Origin of the sequence: Maritimibacter alexandrii (genome assembly GCF_005871115.1) — a bacterium.
Taxonomy (GTDB): domain Bacteria; phylum Pseudomonadota; class Alphaproteobacteria; order Rhodobacterales; family Rhodobacteraceae; genus Maritimibacter; species Maritimibacter alkaliphilus.
The window spans coordinates 59,375-75,864 of record NZ_SWKQ01000019.1 but is presented as its reverse complement, the minus strand read 5'-3'; the positions used below and the strand labels follow the sequence as shown (position 1 = coordinate 75,864).

Below are 16,490 nucleotides of genomic sequence, written 5' to 3'. Positions count from 1 at the left end.
TGGCCATACGCCTCGTCTGTAAAGGAACCCAACACGGGTCCGATTCATGATACGGGGGGCAAGTAGCCAATGAATCCGGGAAAATCAAGCGCACATGGTGCCCACGCGGGCCTCACGTGGCGACGCAGGCGCATTTCTTGCCGACGGGGCCAAGGCCTCTGCGGCAAAGGTCTGACGAAACGCGGAATTCCGCCGCGTCGGGATCAGGAAGAGGACTCGACCACCGCGGTGCCGGTCGTCGTCGTCTCGACCCCGCCGGGGGTTTCGCTGCGCACGCCCGACGACGTGCCACCGACCTCTTCGCCGCCTTCCAGAACGGCCCCTTCGGCCCCTTCTTTCACCCGGGCGAACTGCGGCGGGACCGTGCCCGCGGTCGCGGCTGGCGTACCTGCGGACGTGGTCGCCCGGTCCATGAGCGAGGCATCACCGAACCACGCGATGTTCTCCATCATGTATTCCTGCACCGACTTGGCGAGCGAGCGGGCCAGCGACAGCATTTGTTCGTCGGCGGTCTTTGTCAGGCCGGTGCCGATCAGCGCCTCGGGCGACAATTCTTCGGACACGGTGAAGATCTTGGGATCGTCCGTGACCGGCGCGCCCTTTTCATCGTCCCAGATCGTGACGGATGCGATCAGCACCGATTTCGGCGTGAACACGACCGGCACCCCGATCATGGCGAGCGCGTAGCCGTCCACCTTGGTCGCGATGTGGAAATACTTGTCGCCGTCCCAACGCCCGAAACGCTCTTCCATCGCGAAGTTGATCGCGGTTTCCCACGCTTCGTCGGTGGCTTCCCGCGAAAACGGGCCGATTTCGGGTTCTTCGACCACGGTCACGGTGTGGCCAAGCAGGAAGCGCCCCATCGGTTCGGGCACCTGTGCGAGATCGTCGGTGTTGGCACAGGCCGAAACGGAAAGCGCGGCGGCGGCCAGGGCGGCGAAAGTCGTCAGGCGGGGCATGCTCACTCCTCAAAAGATTCACTCGTGCATACCCGCTGGGACGGGGTTGTTCAATTCACGACCTTGCTTGCCCGGCGCATCGGCGCGAAACTCACGCCATGACGCTCGATCAGCCCCCCGAACGCAAACCCGTCGCGGTCCCGGTCCCTGAACGCCCGCGGCGCTTTCTGGAGGCCGTTCGTGCCATGCAGGGCAATGCGCTGGCGCTCCTGCCCAAGATCGCCTTCACCCAGCCCATCGTCTCCGGTCATGTCGTTCGGCGGTTCCACATGGTCATGGATCCCCCGTCTTTGAAGCGGATTTTAAAGGATGCGGCGGCGGATTACCCGAAAAGCGAAGAGGCGCAGGCGATGCTGCGGCCCGCGCTCGGCAACGGTCTGTTCCTTGCCGAAGGCGCGCATTGGCGCTGGCAGCGGCGCGCCGCGATGCCGGTCTTTGCCCCGCGCAACCTGACCGCGCTCACGCCCGTGATGACCGAGGCGGCCGAGGCGTCGTGTCGGCGGATTGCCGCCAGACCGGGGCGGCAGGATATGTATCAGGAGATGCTTCAGACCGCGTTCGAGGTAATCGCGGCGGTGTCGATGTCCGAAGACACCGCGATTCCGCGTGAGGTCGCGCATCGTGCCATCGACAGGTATCTGGAAACGGCGGGCAAGGCCTCGCTCCTCGACATTCTCAAGGTGCCCGCCTTCGTGCCGCGCCCCAAGCGGGTGGTGGGCAAGGCGATCATCTCCGACCTGATCCGTGCCACCGACAAGGCGGTCGAAGCGCGGATGGGGCGTGAGCCTGCCGATCCGCCGCCGCTGCTCGACCTTTTGATCGGGGCGTCCGACCCCGAGACGGGGCGGACCATGACGGCGGAAGAATTGCGGGACAACCTGCTGACCTTCCTCGTCGCCGGGCATGAGACGACCGCACTGACGCTGTCCTGGGCGCTTTACCTCGTGGCCTTCGATCCGGCGGTTCAGGAGCGGGCGCGGACCGAGGCGCGTGAGGTGCTGGGCGACCGCCCCGCCGGGGCCGAAGATGTCGCGAACCTGCCCTACATTCGGCAGATCCTGCTTGAGACGATGCGCCTGTATCCACCCGTCGCGATCCTGTCGCGCACGGCGATGAAACCCGACCAGCTTCGCGACCGCGAGGTGCGCGCAGGCGACGTGATGCTGCTGCCGTTCTACGCGCTGCACCGGTCCGAGGTGTTGTGGGACGATCCGAACGGGTTCGATCCCGACCGCTTCGCGGACCCCAAGGCCATCGACCGCTACGCCTTTCTGCCGTTCGGCGCGGGGCCGCGCGTGTGCCTCGGCATGGATTTCGCGATGCAGGAGGCGGTGATCGTGCTGGCCACGATGCTGGCCCGGTTCCGGTTCACCGCAATTCCGGGCCGCGATCCCGAACCGGTCATGATCCTGTCGCTCAGACCCAAGGGCGGTGTCTGGCTGGACGTGGAACCCGTCTAAAGCGTCAGAACCAGCGGGCAGTGGTCCGATACCTCCGGGTCGCGTATGACCTCGAACGAAGCGGGCCGGGTGTCCGGGCCGACCAGCATGTAATCGGCGAACCGCCCCGGTTTCGGGTAATGGCTGGTCCGGGTGGTCGGGTGGCCGTGGCCGGTCACCAGTTCGTCGAACCCCTCATCGGCCAAATAGCTCAGGGTTTCGCTGCCCGGTTCGACGTTGAAATCGCCGCACAGGACGGTGGCGTCCCCCGGCTCGGCCACGGTGCGTAGGAGCCCAAGGAACCGACGCGCCTGCACCGCACGCTCCGGCGTATCCATTTTGCCCGCAAGGTCGCGTAGCCCGTGCATCTGGGCGATGCTCACCCCCCGGTCCAGCCGGTCGTCCCAGACCCTGACGGCATGGCCGCTGCGCGAGCGTGGGTGCTCTCCGAACCCGTGTGCCTCGAACCCCTTGTGAACGAAGCCCTGCACCTGCCCGACGATGGGCAGATCGCGGTGAACGAAGGTCGCGAGACCCCAGAACGAGGGCACCGGGTCGTCCCCGTCCCACAGCGTGCCGCGCGCAGCGGGGCAGAACAGCGGGACGTGGTCCGGCAGTGCCCCGGTCACGTCACGAAGCAGGTTGGCGCGTTGGTCGAGCACGTGATCGCCATCGCGGTAGATCAGCCAGTCGCGCGGCGAAGCCGGGGAATGCACGACCTCTTGCAGACACAGAACGTCCGGGCGGTCGTCGCGCAAATAGGGCAGCAGGCTGTCCCACAGCGTGCCGCCCCAGCTGTTCAAAGACATGATCCGCATCGGCCCGCGCTCAGTTCTCGCCGCCGAGCGTGCCACCGCCGCGCCCCGCATCGGGCTCGTCCACGCGGCGTTCGATCCGTCCGCCGCCGTTTTCATCGTCCTCGGGCGCGTCCTGTTCGGCATGGCTATCGCCGCACATGCTGCGCATGTCCTGCCACTGGGCTTCGGTGATGACCGGCAGGCCGTATTCGCCGCCCTCGGACGCCGCCTGCGCGCTTTCGATCCGGCGGATCATCTGCGGGTGCGAGGCGAAATGGGCCGCGATTCCCTCGGCGTCGCCGTATTCGTCCATCAGCCGCTGAAAGATCGTGCCGAGTGCTGCGGGGTCGAGGCCCGCGTCACGCATCAGGTCGTGGGCATAGTCGTCGGCCCCGGTTTCGGCGGCTTGCGAATACTTGGCGTTGATAAGCTGGTTGGCGAGCATCAGAACCACCGTCCCGCCCGCGAAATCGCCGAAGAGCAGACCCAGCACACCGATGGACCCGGCCGACCGCAGCGCATCGCGCGTGGGGTCGCGGTTCACGACATGCCCGATTTCGTGCGCGAGGATCGAAGCGACCTCTTCGGGGTTCTCCGCCTCGTCGATCAGCCCCCGGAACAGGATCACACGCCCGCCGGGCAGGGCGAAGGCGTTGACGAGTTCATGGTCCAGCACGGCGATGCGAACGGGATAGGGCAGGTCGTCGTCCGGGGCGAGCCGATCCACCATCGCGTCGATAGCGGCAAGCCCGTCCGAATCCTCGCACAGCCGAACCGCCGCGTTTTCACGCCCCAGTGCGCCCCGGATCTGCTCGAACGTGGCATCCCCCAGCGCCTGTTCGCCCTCGGGCGGCAGGTAGGTGGCAAGCTGGTCCGCCATGATCGGCACCAGCACGAAGATGATGAGCGCGACGCTCGCCACCGCACCACTGGCCCAAGCGCCGATCCTGCCCCAGTTCGTCACCGGCTGCGCCCGGTTGAGTCGCGGCGCGACCGCCCGCAGTTCCTTGGCCACGAAGGGGTTGTCGACCTTGAGCCGCGCCATGTCGTCGAAGCCCTGCGCCAGAACCACCCCATCGGAATAGGCCTGATCCTTCAACGCGCGCACCTCGTCCAGCGGCCACAGGATGCGTTCGCCATCGGGCATGATGATGTTCAGATGGCTGCGCGACAGTTCCAGCGACACGCGATGCATGACCGGGTCCGTGCCGTCGACGTAATCCGCGTAGACCGCCTTGTCCTCCGGTTCTTCCACCGCAGGGGCTGCGCCGTAAATGTCGGTCAAAACGCATCTCCCAGCGGCAGGGCATCGGCAAAGCCTTCGGCCTCGGCGAATTCGTCACGGGCGCGCTGCTTGATGCCGAGCAGCGCCTGCGGGTTCTCGATCTCGGTCGTTTCCGCGAAATGCTGGGCGACGGGCAGGGTGATGAACACCTCTTTCAGCACGCCCCAGAAGATGAAGATTGCGAAATATGTGATGATCCCGAACAGGATCGGGACGAAGGCGGGCAGGTTGCCGAGCGTGGTGAGATACCCGTCCTCGTCGATGTTTTCGAGCGCGAAGCCAGTCGCGGCGAAGATGATCCCGAACAGGATCGAGACGCCGATACCGGCGGCGATGAAGATGCCGCCCATCGCGGCCCATCCGCCCGCATAGATGCCGACGATCCGCCCGGTGCGCGGGCTGGCCTTCAGCCGCGCCTCCCCGATGGTCTTGGTGTTGGTCAGCGCACGAAAGCTCCCCGCCTTCCATGCGGCGAGGCCGAAGAAAAACCACGGCACGGCGATGAAGATGAGGGGCGCGAAACGCGGGTCTTCGGTCGCGATGAGCATCCCGATGGTGCCGGCGAGCAGGGCGGCCGACAGGTACAGGTGCAGCATCGGTTTGATGAGCATCCGCCACGACCCGCCCTGATGCATCCGCTGGTCGCCATAGAAGGTCCGGTCGGTCCGGTACTTCTCGAGCCAATAGGTCTTGACCGGCCAGTAAAGCCCCGCCGTCAGCACCGTCAGCCCCCAATGAAGCAGCGAACGCCAGACAAATCCCGCGACCCCCGGCTCCAGCCCGAAGCGGATACCGCGCCAACGCGTGCGGGCCAGCACATAGCGGCGGGCACGGTATTGCGCGAAGAAGATCAGCGGCGTGATCCCGACGACCGAAACCGCATAGGCCGGCGTGTTTCCCTCGAACAGCGAGAACGAGAAGAACATCAGGATCAGGTTCACGATACCGATGTAAAAGGCGAGGAAGACGACAGCGGTCAGAAAGCCGAGCAGCTTCTCGGTCGGTCGCCCGACATATTCCAGCGGCATCCCTCCGGGGCGGATCGCGCTCCAGTAATACCGGCGCATCCGCGTCTTCATCCAGAAGCGATAGAACCCGGCGGTCAGAACCGTGCGGATACCCGTCGCCAGCGCCAGCCGGAAGATCGCCCCCTTGGCACCCTTGTAGTCGGTCGTGAGGTCAGCGAAGGCCATGGTTGCGTCCGGTGTCCGAATAATGTTGTCCCCGTCGGGGTTTGCGGCCCCGCCGGCAGGTTTGCCGATCCGGGCAGGCATGTCCACAGTCCCGCGCCAAGGATCGCTTGCTTCGGCGGCGCGCATGGATCGTGACCAAGGGTGCCGAACCCCTCAGATCCCGTCAGGTTACCGCACCTGAATGCGTGACACCCGAATATTGCGCATCTGGACGGTGAAGCCGCCCTCGGGCGGGACACGGCCCATGCGGCTCAGGCCGTCGAGACGCCCCCGTTCGCCGTAGCCGCGAAACAGGATGCCGACTTGAAACTGCACGGGCTGGTTCACGCGCTGAAGGTCCGGCACGCACTGAAACACGCCCGGCTGGCCGCAATCGCGGGGGATCGCGGTTTGCCCCCGGAAACTCACGACCGGCGTGTCGTTGCAGATCACTTGCAGGAACCCGTCATCCCCCGCCGACCATTTCACCTGAACCTTGACGCTGTTCCACTGACCGAAGGCGCTGGGCGGGATGCAGCGGGTGTCGTCGAAGGTAAGCCCCTTGACGCTGTCGAGGTGGAGCGTGTGGATGTGGTTCTTGATCGTGTTGATCCGCTGCCACTCCGCCACTTCCAGCAAACTGCGCCGGTTCGGTCCGCCGCCATAGCGGAACCCGGCGGGCACGAAGATCTCCATCGCGTATTCCAGACTTTGGCCAAGGCTCGCATGGTCGCGATAGGCGAGCCGGGATCTGAGATTTCCGTTGAAGCAATCGCTTTCCCCGCGCCCGTCGCCATAGTCCCGGCTGCTGCAATCGCCGTCTTCGACGTGAAAGGTCACAACCCCGCCCTGCGTCACCGGGGCGCGTCCGTTGAACACGTGGTTCTGAAAGCCGTTCGGGGCGGCCTGAACGATCACTGGCATCAAGCACAGAATCAGGGTCAGCCGAAGAACGGCGGCAAAGGCATGTTTCATCTGGAAATCCCCCGTCAAAGAATGCTCTGAGACTATGGGAGAAACGCCGTTCAGGCAATTTTCAGGTAAAGGTGTTGGACTTCGGGAAACCGTGGGGCGGCATCTTGCCCACGCCGGCGCGTTTGCCGATCCACGGGCTCATGTCCACCTCGGTACGTGTCCGGTCGCCTGTGGCGGCCCAGCTCAGCCCGGTGGCGAGGTCGAAGGTCGTGAGGTCCGACAAGCCCCCGTCAAGGTCGAGTGTTCCCTGACGCCCGCGGGCAGAGCCGTATTTCTGCAAGCGAACACCTTTGCCGCGCCCCATTTCGGGCAGCTCGGCAATCGGGAAGACCAGCAGTTTGCGGTTCTCGCTGACCACGGCGACATGATCGCCCACGACGGGCTTGACCAGCTTCGCCACGTCATCCGACACGTTCAGCACCTGCTTGCCGTTCTTGGTCTGCGCCACCACGTCCGCTTCCGGCACGATGAACCCGTTACCGCCTTTGGAGGCGACGATCAGTTTGCGGTCCGGCGCATGGACGAACATGTCGATGATCTCGACGTCGTTCGGCAGATCGACCATCAGGCGAAGCGGTTCGCCCATCCCCCGCCCGCCGGGCAGGTTCGAGGCACCCAAGGTGTAGAACCGCCCGTTCGCCGCGAAGACGATGATCTTGTCGGTGGTCTCGGCATGGAAGGCGAACCGCGGCCCGTCGCCGTCCTTGAATTTGAAGTCGCGGGTCAGGTCGACATGGCCCGACATCGCGCGAATCCAGCCCATCTGGCTGCACACGATCGTCACCGGCTCGCGCTCGATCATGGCTTCCAGCGGCACGTCCGGCACTTCGGCGGCCTCGGCAAATTGCGTGCGGCGGGCCCCGGCGACGTAATCCTTGCCGAACTTCTTCTTGGCGCCCTTCAACTCGTCCCCGATCCGGCCCCACTGAAGGTCTTCGCTGTCGAGCAGGTCTTCGAGTCCCGCGCGCTCTTCCATCAGCGCGTCGCGCTCGCGAATAAGCTCCAGCTCTTCGAGGCGGCGCAAGGACCGCAGACGCATGTTCAGGATCGCGTCCGCCTGAACGTCCGACAGACCTTCGGACCGACCGACGAACCGCTTGGGCGTGGCGCCCGACCCGGTGTTGTCGGTGATGATCTCGGGTGCGGTGGCGGTCTCATCCTCGCGCAGTTCCAGCGATGCGACGTCGATCCCGGCCAGCGGCGACACGTAGTCATGTTCGTTGGTCGCCCGCGCGATGGTGTCCTGATGCGGGCGCGACCAGTCTTCGTACATGAGCGCGGCCTTGGGGTCGTCGTCATAACGGATGATGTCGATCACCCGGTCGAGGTTGAGGAAGGCGATGATGAAGCCTTCGAGCACCTCGAGACGATGGTCGATCTTTTCCATCCGGTGTTGCGAGCGGCGGATCAGCACCTCGCGCCGGAAATCGAGGAAGGCGCGCAGCACTTCCTTGAGCGAACAGACCTTGGGCGTCAGCCCGTCGATCAGCACGTTCATGTTGAGCGAGAAGCGCACTTCGAGGTCCGAGTTGCGGAACAGAAGCCCCATCAGCATCTCGGGTTCGACGTTGCGCGTCTTGGGTTCCAGCACGATGCGCACGTCATCGGCGCTTTCGTCCCGCACGTCGGCCAGAAGCGGCACCTTCTTGGTCTGGATGACCTCGGCCAGCTTCTCGATCAGCTTGGACTTCTGAACCTGATAGGGAATCTCGGTGACGATGATCTGCCACTGCCCGCGGCCCAGATCCTCGACCTCCCACTTCGACCGCAGGCGAATCGACCCACGGCCCGTGCGATAGGCTTCCGCGATATTCTCGCGCGGCTCGACGATCACGCCGCCGGTGGGGAAGTCGGGGCCGGGGATGTAGTTCAGAAGCGTATCGTCGCGCGCATCCGGCGTCTTGATGAGATGCAGGCAGGCGTCCACCAGTTCCGAAATGTTGTGCGGCGGGATGTTCGTGGCCATGCCGACCGCGATCCCGGCGGCACCATTGGCCAGCAGGTGCGGGAACGTCGCGGGCAGCACCACGGGCTCACGCAGGGTGCCGTCGTAATTCTCGCGGAAATCGACCGCGTCCTCGTCCAGCCCTTCGAGCAGCGCCTCGGCCACGATGGTCATCCGCGCCTCGGTATACCGCGACGCCGCCGGGTTGTCCCCGTCGATGTTGCCGAAGTTCCCCTGACCGTCGACCAGCGGGTAGCGGACGTTGAAATCCTGCGCCAGGCGCGCCATTGCGTCATAGATCGCGGCATCGCCATGCGGGTGATAGTTACCCATCACGTCGCCCGAAATCTTCGACGACTTGCGGAAACGCCCCCCGGAATTAAGCCGAAGTTCACGCATCGCGAACAGGATGCGGCGATGCACAGGTTTAAGCCCATCCCGCGCGTCCGGCAGCGCCCGATTCATGATCGTGGACAGCGCATAGGTCAGATACCGGTCACCGATCGCGCGGCGCAGCGGTTCGGCGAATTCGGAAATCGGGTTGTCGGGATCGTCCACCGTGTCGGTCATGTTTTCCGAATACCGAAGGAACGGAATCTCGTAAAGCGCGTTCGATTCATGGACGAGGGAAGTGACACAGGTGCCACCAAAAGGCCCGCTTTGTCCCACATCGTCCGGTCGAATCATTGCCAGCCGATGCCTGCGGCGGGTACCTTGGGAATCCTTGAAGGGGTGAATTTAATGCAACTCGTGCGTCTTTCCGTCATGACGATCGTCGGCCTTGGGGCCGCGTTGTACTGGTTCGGACGCGATGCGGGGTTGCCGGACGATTCCATCGGTCGCGAGACCGCCCTCATTTCCCCCGATCTCATGGCCTCGATCACCGGGATCGTTCAGGAACCGGCCGAAGAGGATGATCGCCTCGCGCTCGCCCTCGCGTCGGACGCAAGCCCCGAGACCGCGACGCTCGTCGCCTTCCGCCCCTCTGCGGAAAAGGCGACGATCCAGCCCGCGGTCGCCACGGTCGACGATGGCGAAACCGCCGTCGTTTCCACCGCGTCCGAGCCGGAGGCCACCAAGCCCCTGTCGGGCACGGAAAAGGCCGCGCCGGAACCCGACTACCTTTACGTCACCGGCAGCCGTGTGAACGTGCGCGGCGGACCGTCGACCGCTTATGGCGTGATTTCGTCCCTCAGCCTCGGCACGCAGGTCGAGGATATGGGGGATGCGGGCGACGGCTGGCGGCAGATCGTATTGACGGACACCGGCGAACGCGGCTTCATGGCCGGACGTTTCCTGTCGTCCGTTGAGCCTTGAGTCACCAGAAATCCATTCTCATCACAGGGTGTTCCTCCGGTATCGGCTACGATGCCGCCCACACCCTTGCGCGTAACGGCTGGCGGGTCTTCGCGACCTGCCGGGCCGAGGATGACTGCGCCCGCCTGCGTGGCGAGGGGCTGGAAAGCCTGCGCCTCGACCATCGTGACGTGGCGAGCATCGAGGCCGCCTTGCTCGAAATCCTCTCCCGCACCGGCGGCACGCTCGACGCGGTGTTCTGCAACGCGGGCTACGGCGTCCCGGTCCTGGCCGAAGACCTGCCGGGTCACGTCCTGCGCGACATGATGGAGACCAACTTTTTCGGTGTGCATGAAATCGTGCGCCGCGTGATCCCCGTGATGCGCGCGCAGGGCGGCGGGCGCATCGTCAACTGCTCCTCCACCCTCGGCCTCTCCGCGATCCGCTGGCGCGCGCCCTACGTCGCCTCGAAATTCGCGCTCGAAGGCTACACCGACACCCTGCGGCTCGAACTCGCCCCCGACGACATCCACGCGATCCTGATCGAACCCGGCCCGATCACCTCCAACTTCCGCCTGAACGCCAAGGCCCAGTTCGAAGCGCATATCGACTGGCAGGCCTCGGCCAGCCGCGCGGGCTATGAAGCAAAGATCCTGCCCCGGTTCGACCGCGACATCGACGCGAAAGACCCGTTCGAACTGCCCGCCTCGGCCGTCACCGCCAAACTCATCCGCGCGTTGGAGGCGAAACGTCCGAAACCCCGCTATCTCGTCACCACGCCCACCTATGTCTCCTACTGGGCGCGCCGGCTCCTGCCCACGCGGCTCGCCGACTGGTTCCTCGCCAAGGCGTGACGACGCGCCGCTCGCATCCCGCCCGCAGACGCGCTATCCCTCGGCCAAACCAAGGATGGACCCATGTTCGAAGATCCCTTTCTGATTATCCCGCTCGTAGCGGTGCTCGTCGTCCTGCTGATCCTGCTGACCGGCATCGGCAGCTTCGGGCGCGGCGGCGAATTCAACAAGCGCAACGCCAACAAGATCATGCGCTATCGCATCTACGCGCAGGCCGTCGCGATCGTGCTGATCCTCGGCTACGTCTGGCTCAGGCGGCAGGGGGGCTGAACATGGTCGTGCTGAACAAAATCTACACGCGCACCGGCGACAAGGGCGACACCGCGCTGGGCGACGGCACCCGCGTTCCGAAGCATTCCCCGCGGGTCGAGGCCTATGGCACGGTGGACGAAACCAACGCGACCATCGGCATGGCGCGCCTTCACGCCTCCGGCGACACCGACGCGGCGCTCGCCCGCATCCAGAACGACCTCTTCGATCTGGGGGCCGACCTGTGCCGCCCCGACATGGCGAAGGACGACGAAGCCGAATACCCGCCGCTGCGTATGACGGACGCGCAGGTCGAGCGGCTCGAGGCCGAGATCGACGTGATGACCAAGATCCTCGAACCCCTGCGCAGCTTCATTTTGCCGGGCGGCTCACCGCTCGCCGCTTACCTGCACCTGACGCGCACGGTATCCCGCCGCGCCGAACGGTTGGCCACGGAACTCGCCACGGTCGAAGACGTGAACCCGGCGGCGGTCAAATACCTCAACCGCCTGTCCGACTGGTGCTTCACGGCGGCCCGTATGGCCAATGACGACGGCAAATCCGACGTCCTCTGGGTCCCCGGCGCGAACCGCTGACTTCTTCTCTGTTTCAAAAAACCTCGGGGAGCGCGAGGGGCTGGCCCCTCGCTCCCGCCAACGCCGCTAGTCCACACGCTCCGGCATCTGGAACCCCCGCAGAAACTCGTCCGCGTCCATCCCGCGCCCACCGGGCTTCTGCGCCCGCGTGATCTCCACCGCACCGTCCCCGCAAGCCACCGTCAAAGGCCCGATCACGGCCCCCGGCGCTCCGCTCCCTGCGACGAGGCGCGCGCCGAGGAGCTTTACCCGCACCCCGGCCATTTCGCACCACGCGCCGGGAAAGGGCGATAGCCCCCGGATCAGCCGGTCGATCTCGGTCGCCGGGCAGGTCCAGTCGACTCGCGCCTCGGCCTTGTCGATCTTCTCGGCATAGGTCACGCCGTCCTCCGGCTGCACCTCGGGCGTCAGACCGTCCAGCGCCCCAAGCGTCTCGACGATGGTTTCGGCCCCCAGCGCCGACAGGCGGTCATGCAACTCCCCCGTCGTCTCTTCGGCCCCGATCTGCAACGCGCGCCGCATCAGCACCGGCCCGGTATCCAGACCGGCCTCCATCTGCATGATGCAAACGCCCGTTTCTGCGTCGCCCGCCATGATCGCGCGATGGATCGGCGCAGCCCCGCGCCAGCGCGGGAGGAGCGAGGCGTGGATGTTCAGACAGCCCTTGGCGGGCGCGTCCAGCACAGCCTGCGGCAGGATCAGCCCATAGGCCACGACCACGGCGACATCGGCCCCGAGTGCCGCGAACTCGGCCTGCTCCGCCTCACCCTTCAGGGATTTCGGATGGCGCACGGGCAGACCAAGCGCCTCGGCGCGGGCTTGCACCGGGGTCGGGCGATCCTTCTTGCCGCGTCCGGCGGGGCGGGGCGGCTGGCAGTAGACGCAGACGACCTCGTGACCCGCCGCGACCAGAGCGTCGAGGACCGGGACCGAGAAATCCGGGCTGCCCATGAAGATGACTTTCATATCGCCCCTTATCGCTTCGCTTTCCTGGCCTTCGCGATCAGCCGGTCGCGCTTCAGTTTCGACAGATGGTCGAAATACATCTTGCCGTTCAGGTGGTCGATCTGGTGCTGCACGCTGGTCGCCCAAAGCCCGACGAAATCTTGCTCGCGCACCGCGCCGGTCTCGTCCAGAAACCGCACCGTGACCGCGCGCGGACGGCTGATCGTGGCCCAGACGCCGGGCAGGTTGGGCGAGGCTTCGTCGTGGTCGCGCAACTTCACGCTCTCATGCAGCACTTCGGGGTTCGCCATGCGCACCGCCTTGCCCCGCTCTTCGGACGCATCCACGACCGCCAGACGCTGCATGATCCCCAGTTGCACGGCGGCCAGCCCGACCCCCGGCATCGCATCCATCGCCTCGACCATCTCGTCCCAGATCGCGCGCACCTCATCGGTCACGGCCACGACCGGCTGGGCGGCCGTGCGCAGCCGCTTGTCCGGCCACATGACGAAGGGACGGGGCATCAGACCCGCGCCCGCTCGCGTTTCAGCTTCTGGGATTTGCGCGTAATCATCTGGCGCTTCATCGGCGACAGGTAGTCGATGAACAGCTTGCCGTTCAGATGGTCGATCTCATGCTGCACGCAGGTCGCCCACAGCCCCTCGAAATCGCGTTCCTGCTCTTCGCCCGCGCGGTTCAGCCAGCGCACTTTCACAGCGGCGGGCCGGGTGACTTCGGCGTATTGGTCGGGGATCGACAGGCAGCCCTCTTCGTAGACGTTGGTATCGTCCGACGACAAGATCACCTCGGGATTGAACATGACCAGCGGTTGCGGCTCGGCACTTTCGTCCTTGATGCAGTCCAGCACGATAAGCCGTTGCAGCACACCGACCTGCGGCGCGGCCAGACCGATGCCCGGCGCGTCGTACATGGTTTCGAGCATATCGTCGGCGAGCGTCAGAAGCTCGTCGGTCACGTCGCGCACCTTCTCCGCCTCTTTCTTGAGGCGCGGGTCGGGGTGAATAAGGATCGGTTTCAGGGCCATGACGGATCAATTAGGCGGTTGCGACGCGTTTCGCAATGTCCCCTTGCACTCCACCGTGTCGCAGATAGCTTGGCGCCTCAATCCGGAGGCATCATGAGTTACGATTTCGACCGCATCATCGACCGCGTTGGCACCCATTCGGCGAAGTGGGACAAGATGGAGGCGATCTATGGCGTGTCGCCCAAGGACGGCATCCCGATGTGGGTGGCCGACATGGATTTCGCCGCCGCCCCGCCGATCCAGAAGGCACTGGAGGACATGCGCAGCATCGGGGTCTACGGCTACTACGGCGACGACGCGAGCTATCTGGACGCGATCCGGTGGTGGATGTCCGAACGTCACGGCTGGGACGTCGATCCGAACGCGATCTTCACCGTGCACGGGCTGGTCAACGGCACGGCGCTGTGTGTCGACACATTCACCGATCCGGGCGACGGCGTCATCCTGATGACCCCCGTCTACCATGCCTTCCACCGCGTGATCCGCGCGGCGGGGCGCGAGGTGATCGAATGCCCGCTGGCGCGCAACGATGGACGCTACGAGATGGATTTCGACGCCTGGGACGCGCAGATGACGGGGGGCGAGAAGATGCTCGTCCTGTGTTCCCCGCACAACCCCGGCGGCCGCGTCTGGACCCGCGCCGAGCTTGAAGGCGTCGCGGCCTTCGCCAAGCGCCACGACCTGATCCTCGTGTCAGACGAGATTCACCACGACCTCGTGTTTCCCGGCACCAAGCACACGCCGATGGCGCTGATCGACGGGATCGCGGACCGGCTGGTGATGATGACGGCCACCACCAAGACCTTCAACATCGCGGGCACCCATTCGGGCAATGTCATCATCCACGACCCCGAATTGCGCAAACGGTTCGCGGCCAAGATGTCGGGCCTTGGTATTTCGCCGAACTCCTTCGGGTTGATGATGGCCGAAGCCGCCTATTCGCCCGAGGGGGCCGCGTGGGTCGATGCGCTGGTCGACTACCTCGACGGCAACCGCCGCATCCTCGACGAAGGCCTCAATGCAATTCCGGGGCTGAAGAGTATGCCGATGGAGGCGACCTACCTTGCATGGGTCGATTTCGAAGGCACTGGGATGGAGCCGACCGATTACCTCGCCCGCGTCGAGCAGGACGCGAAGATCGCCGTGAACCACGGCATCAGCTTCGGCAAAGGCGGAGAGCGTTTCCTGCGGTTCAACTTCGCCACGCCCCGCCCGCTGGTCGAACAGGCGGTGGCACGAATGCAGGACGCGTTCTCGGACCTGCAATAAAAAAAGGCCCCGGCGGTGTGCCGGGGCCAAGTCTCCTGCTTCGTCTTGCCTGTTATCCGGGTATGCGCAGTTTCTGTCCCACGCGAATGAGGCTGGGGTTGGCGAGCACGTCTCGGTTCGCCTCGTAAATCCGTTCGTATTGGGCCGCGTCGCGGTAAAAAACCAGCGCGATATAGGCCAGGCTGTCGCCGCTCTCGACGGTATAGATCCGCTCGCCCGACACCTCCTGCACCATCGGCGTGGCGGCGGTGGTGGCCCCGGCTTCGGCTGCGATGGCCTGAATGGTCGCGTCCTCTGCCGTGCCCAGGGATTGCTGCACGATCGAGGCGAGCAGGGTGCGTGTATCCACCCGACCCTCGGCGGTGATAAGCGAGTCCGGCACCTGCACCGCGCCGGATGCCACGGCTTCGTTCAGGAGCGCGTCCATATACGCATCGCTTTCGCCCGCCCGCATGGATTGGGCGATGAGGGCGTTCAGGTCCTGCGGGGGGCGTGCCGTTGGCGCGGCCATCCCGTTCAGGCTTGCAAGCACGGCAGCGGTCGCGGCTTCCATCCCGCTGTCGCCGGTCAGCGGCGCGGCGGGTGCGGGGGTGCCGAGGCCGGCAAGGACGCTGCTGGTCAGGGCGGCCAACCCATCGTCCGCCGTGGCGGCAGGCGCCGGTTCCGCCGCCGGGTCGGGCGCGACCGAGGCGCGCACGGCATCGGTCAGCGCCGCGATGTCCACCGACGCCGGTGCAGGCGTGGGCCGGGTCGTCGTGGCCGACATTTGCGCCACGTTCTCGATCTCGACATCGGCGAGGTCCGGGGCGACGGCGGCAAGGTCGCGGGGGTCGCGGTTGCCCTGCATCCAGAGCATGCCCGTAACGGCGATCAGGAACCCGGCGACAAGGATGAGGATGCGGAACATGGCGCCTCCTCCCTTATGCGCTGGGGGTCTGGACGGTCAGACCGAGCAGCAGCCAAAGCTGCATACCGCCGCGATAATACTGGATTTTCTCGGTGGGATAGCCCGCGTCCACAAGGTTGCGGATCGCGCGTGGGCTCTGGTCGCACCACGGCCCGTTGCAGAACAGCGTGAGGTTTCGCGCCGAGGTGAAATCCCATCCCGCGCCCGCCTTGGCCCCGCCCAAAGCCTGAAGGATCTGGTCGCGATAGGGGTTCGACGGTTCGAGGGTCGAGAAGGGCACGTTCACTGCACCGGGGATCGTGCCCTTCGCGAACCACTCGGGTAGGCGGCTGTCGATCAACAGCCCCGTGCCCTTGGCCACCGCACTTTCGATGAAGTCGATGACTTCGAGTTCGCCCACCGTCGCCACACCCGGTGCTGCCGAGATCGGGTGAATGCAAAACGGCGGGCAGGGGCGCGATGTCTTCGTGAACTCCGTGGTGAGCTTGTGACTTGTGTCCTGAATGCGCTCGATGGTGAGGAGCTTTCCGCCCACTTCAACAGAGAAGGACGAGGTATCGGGCGTGATCCGCACCTCTTGCGCCAGGATTTCATTGTTTGTGATCACAAGCGCCAGAAAGGCGCCCAAGAGCAGCCGAAGCATCGTTTGTCCCCCTGTTCCTGTCCTGCTCGACAGGTTTAATGCCGCCGGGTGGCAGCCCGGCATCGTCCTGAATGTTCAACATCTTGGGCGAATCACCCGAATCGGTCAATATTT

17 protein-coding genes are annotated in these 16,490 nt (G+C 65.3%); 6 read left to right on the top strand and 11 right to left on the bottom strand.

Annotation, left to right across the window (positions count from 1 at the left end; translation table 11 throughout):
• Window positions 1-203: 203 nt before the first annotated feature.
• Window positions 204-959 carry a hypothetical protein gene (locus FCT00_RS21070; protein WP_138424556.1) on the bottom strand — a complete coding sequence of 252 codons (756 nt, stop codon included), beginning with the start codon at window positions 957-959 and terminating at the stop codon, window positions 204-206.
• Between the two features lie 98 nt (window positions 960-1,057).
• Between FCT00_RS21070 and FCT00_RS21065 the strand changes: the two genes are divergently transcribed.
• The gene (locus FCT00_RS21065; protein WP_138424555.1) at window positions 1,058-2,419 is read left to right on the top strand and encodes a cytochrome P450; all 1,362 of its coding nucleotides are present in this window, start codon (window positions 1,058-1,060) and stop codon (window positions 2,417-2,419) included.
• Here the strand turns inward: FCT00_RS21065 and FCT00_RS21060 are convergent.
• The 5 genes from FCT00_RS21060 to FCT00_RS21040 all read right to left on the bottom strand — a co-directional run bounded on the left by FCT00_RS21060 (window position 2,416) and on the right by FCT00_RS21040 (window position 9,142).
• Window positions 2,416-3,207, bottom strand: coding sequence for an endonuclease/exonuclease/phosphatase family protein (locus FCT00_RS21060; protein WP_235889251.1), 792 nt, complete (start codon window positions 3,205-3,207; stop codon window positions 2,416-2,418). The genes FCT00_RS21065 and FCT00_RS21060 overlap by 4 nt on opposite strands.
• Window positions 3,208-3,226: 19 nt before the next feature.
• Entirely contained in the window at window positions 3,227-4,480 is a 1,254-nt protein-coding gene (locus FCT00_RS21055) for a M48 family metallopeptidase (RefSeq protein WP_008331735.1), read from the bottom strand.
• Window positions 4,477-5,673, bottom strand: coding sequence for a DUF898 domain-containing protein (locus FCT00_RS21050; protein ID WP_235889250.1), 1,197 nt, complete (start codon window positions 5,671-5,673; stop codon window positions 4,477-4,479). Before FCT00_RS21050 ends, FCT00_RS21055 begins: the two co-directional genes overlap by 4 nt.
• A gap of 168 nt (window positions 5,674-5,841) precedes the next feature.
• A complete protein-coding gene (locus FCT00_RS21045) occupies window positions 5,842-6,627 on the bottom strand; it encodes a hypothetical protein (RefSeq protein ID WP_008331730.1) in 786 nt (261 codons plus the stop codon).
• A 61-nt stretch (window positions 6,628-6,688) separates the two neighbouring features.
• Window positions 6,689-9,142 (bottom strand): DNA topoisomerase IV subunit A, encoded by a 2,454-nt coding sequence (locus FCT00_RS21040; protein WP_138424553.1) that lies wholly within the window; start codon window positions 9,140-9,142, stop codon window positions 6,689-6,691.
• A gap of 195 nt (window positions 9,143-9,337) precedes the next feature.
• Between FCT00_RS21040 and FCT00_RS21035 the strand changes: the two genes are divergently transcribed.
• The 4 genes from FCT00_RS21035 (at window position 9,338) to FCT00_RS21020 (ending at window position 11,567) form a co-directional block, all read left to right on the top strand.
• Window positions 9,338-9,889, top strand: a complete 552-nt coding sequence (locus tag FCT00_RS21035) for an SH3 domain-containing protein (protein ID WP_138424552.1) — start codon at window positions 9,338-9,340, stop codon at window positions 9,887-9,889.
• Window positions 9,886-10,722, top strand: a complete 837-nt coding sequence (locus tag FCT00_RS21030; RefSeq protein ID WP_008331727.1) for an SDR family NAD(P)-dependent oxidoreductase — start codon at window positions 9,886-9,888, stop codon at window positions 10,720-10,722. Before FCT00_RS21035 ends, FCT00_RS21030 begins: the two co-directional genes overlap by 4 nt.
• 63 nt (window positions 10,723-10,785) lie before the next feature.
• Entirely contained in the window at window positions 10,786-10,992 is a 207-nt protein-coding gene (locus tag FCT00_RS21025) for a twin transmembrane helix small protein (RefSeq protein WP_138424551.1), read from the top strand.
• A gap of 2 nt (window positions 10,993-10,994) precedes the next feature.
• Window positions 10,995-11,567, top strand: coding sequence for a cob(I)yrinic acid a,c-diamide adenosyltransferase (locus FCT00_RS21020; protein ID WP_138424550.1), 573 nt, complete (start codon window positions 10,995-10,997; stop codon window positions 11,565-11,567).
• 66 nt (window positions 11,568-11,633) lie between these two features.
• Here the strand turns inward: FCT00_RS21020 and fmt are convergent, their stop codons facing one another.
• Genes fmt through def (FCT00_RS21005) form a run of 3 tightly spaced genes read right to left on the bottom strand, consistent with a single transcriptional unit; the run spans window position 11,634 to window position 13,557 of the window.
• The gene (fmt, locus tag FCT00_RS21015) at window positions 11,634-12,533 is read right to left on the bottom strand and encodes a methionyl-tRNA formyltransferase (protein WP_138424549.1); all 900 of its coding nucleotides are present in this window, start codon (window positions 12,531-12,533) and stop codon (window positions 11,634-11,636) included.
• A gap of 8 nt (window positions 12,534-12,541) precedes the next feature.
• Window positions 12,542-13,036 carry a peptide deformylase gene (gene def / locus FCT00_RS21010; protein ID WP_171043082.1) on the bottom strand — a complete coding sequence of 165 codons (495 nt, stop codon included), beginning with the start codon at window positions 13,034-13,036 and terminating at the stop codon, window positions 12,542-12,544.
• Window positions 13,036-13,557, bottom strand: a complete 522-nt coding sequence (def, locus tag FCT00_RS21005) for a peptide deformylase (RefSeq protein ID WP_008331722.1) — start codon at window positions 13,555-13,557, stop codon at window positions 13,036-13,038. The genes def (FCT00_RS21010) and def (FCT00_RS21005) overlap by 1 nt, the downstream gene beginning before the upstream one ends.
• A 93-nt stretch (window positions 13,558-13,650) precedes the next feature.
• On the opposite strand from def (FCT00_RS21005), the gene FCT00_RS21000 reads away from it, so the two are divergent.
• Window positions 13,651-14,826: a MalY/PatB family protein gene (locus tag FCT00_RS21000; protein ID WP_138424547.1), complete on the top strand. Its 1,176-nt coding sequence runs from the start codon at window positions 13,651-13,653 to the stop codon at window positions 14,824-14,826.
• Window positions 14,827-14,878: 52 nt separating this feature from the next.
• Here FCT00_RS21000 and FCT00_RS21620 read toward each other — a convergent pair whose 3' ends face one another.
• The gene (locus FCT00_RS21620) at window positions 14,879-15,733 is read right to left on the bottom strand and encodes a LysM peptidoglycan-binding domain-containing protein (protein WP_212748036.1); all 855 of its coding nucleotides are present in this window, start codon (window positions 15,731-15,733) and stop codon (window positions 14,879-14,881) included.
• Between the two features lie 13 nt (window positions 15,734-15,746).
• Window positions 15,747-16,376 carry a rhodanese-like domain-containing protein gene (locus tag FCT00_RS20990; protein WP_008331719.1) on the bottom strand — a complete coding sequence of 210 codons (630 nt, stop codon included), beginning with the start codon at window positions 16,374-16,376 and terminating at the stop codon, window positions 15,747-15,749.
• Window positions 16,377-16,490: the final 114 nt, after the last annotated feature.

Bases quoted from the DNA above. Each gene is read 5' to 3' on its own strand.
- FCT00_RS21070 (WP_138424556.1), bottom strand. From the start codon at position 959: ATGCCCCGCCTGACGACTTTCGCCGCCCTGGCCGCCGCCGCGCTTTCC.
- fmt (WP_138424549.1), bottom strand. From the start codon at position 12,533: ATGAAAGTCATCTTCATGGGCAGCCCGGATTTCTCGGTCCCGGTCCTC.
- FCT00_RS21045 (WP_008331730.1), bottom strand. From the start codon at position 6,627: ATGAAACATGCCTTTGCCGCCGTTCTTCGGCTGACCCTGATTCTGTGC.
- FCT00_RS21035 (WP_138424552.1), top strand. From the start codon at position 9,338: ATGACGATCGTCGGCCTTGGGGCCGCGTTGTACTGGTTCGGACGCGAT.
- FCT00_RS21025 (WP_138424551.1), top strand. From the start codon at position 10,786: ATGTTCGAAGATCCCTTTCTGATTATCCCGCTCGTAGCGGTGCTCGTC.
- FCT00_RS21620 (WP_212748036.1), bottom strand. From the start codon at position 15,733: ATGTTCCGCATCCTCATCCTTGTCGCCGGGTTCCTGATCGCCGTTACG.
- FCT00_RS21040 (WP_138424553.1), bottom strand. From the start codon at position 9,142: ATGACCGACACGGTGGACGATCCCGACAACCCGATTTCCGAATTCGCC.
- def (WP_171043082.1), bottom strand. From the start codon at position 13,036: ATGCCCCGTCCCTTCGTCATGTGGCCGGACAAGCGGCTGCGCACGGCC.
- FCT00_RS20990 (WP_008331719.1), bottom strand. From the start codon at position 16,376: ATGCTTCGGCTGCTCTTGGGCGCCTTTCTGGCGCTTGTGATCACAAAC.
- FCT00_RS21060 (WP_235889251.1), bottom strand. From the start codon at position 3,207: ATGTCTTTGAACAGCTGGGGCGGCACGCTGTGGGACAGCCTGCTGCCC.
- def (WP_008331722.1), bottom strand. From the start codon at position 13,557: ATGGCCCTGAAACCGATCCTTATTCACCCCGACCCGCGCCTCAAGAAA.
- FCT00_RS21065 (WP_138424555.1), top strand. From the start codon at position 1,058: ATGACGCTCGATCAGCCCCCCGAACGCAAACCCGTCGCGGTCCCGGTC.
- FCT00_RS21050 (WP_235889250.1), bottom strand. From the start codon at position 5,673: ATGGCCTTCGCTGACCTCACGACCGACTACAAGGGTGCCAAGGGGGCG.
- FCT00_RS21020 (WP_138424550.1), top strand. From the start codon at position 10,995: ATGGTCGTGCTGAACAAAATCTACACGCGCACCGGCGACAAGGGCGAC.
- FCT00_RS21000 (WP_138424547.1), top strand. From the start codon at position 13,651: ATGAGTTACGATTTCGACCGCATCATCGACCGCGTTGGCACCCATTCG.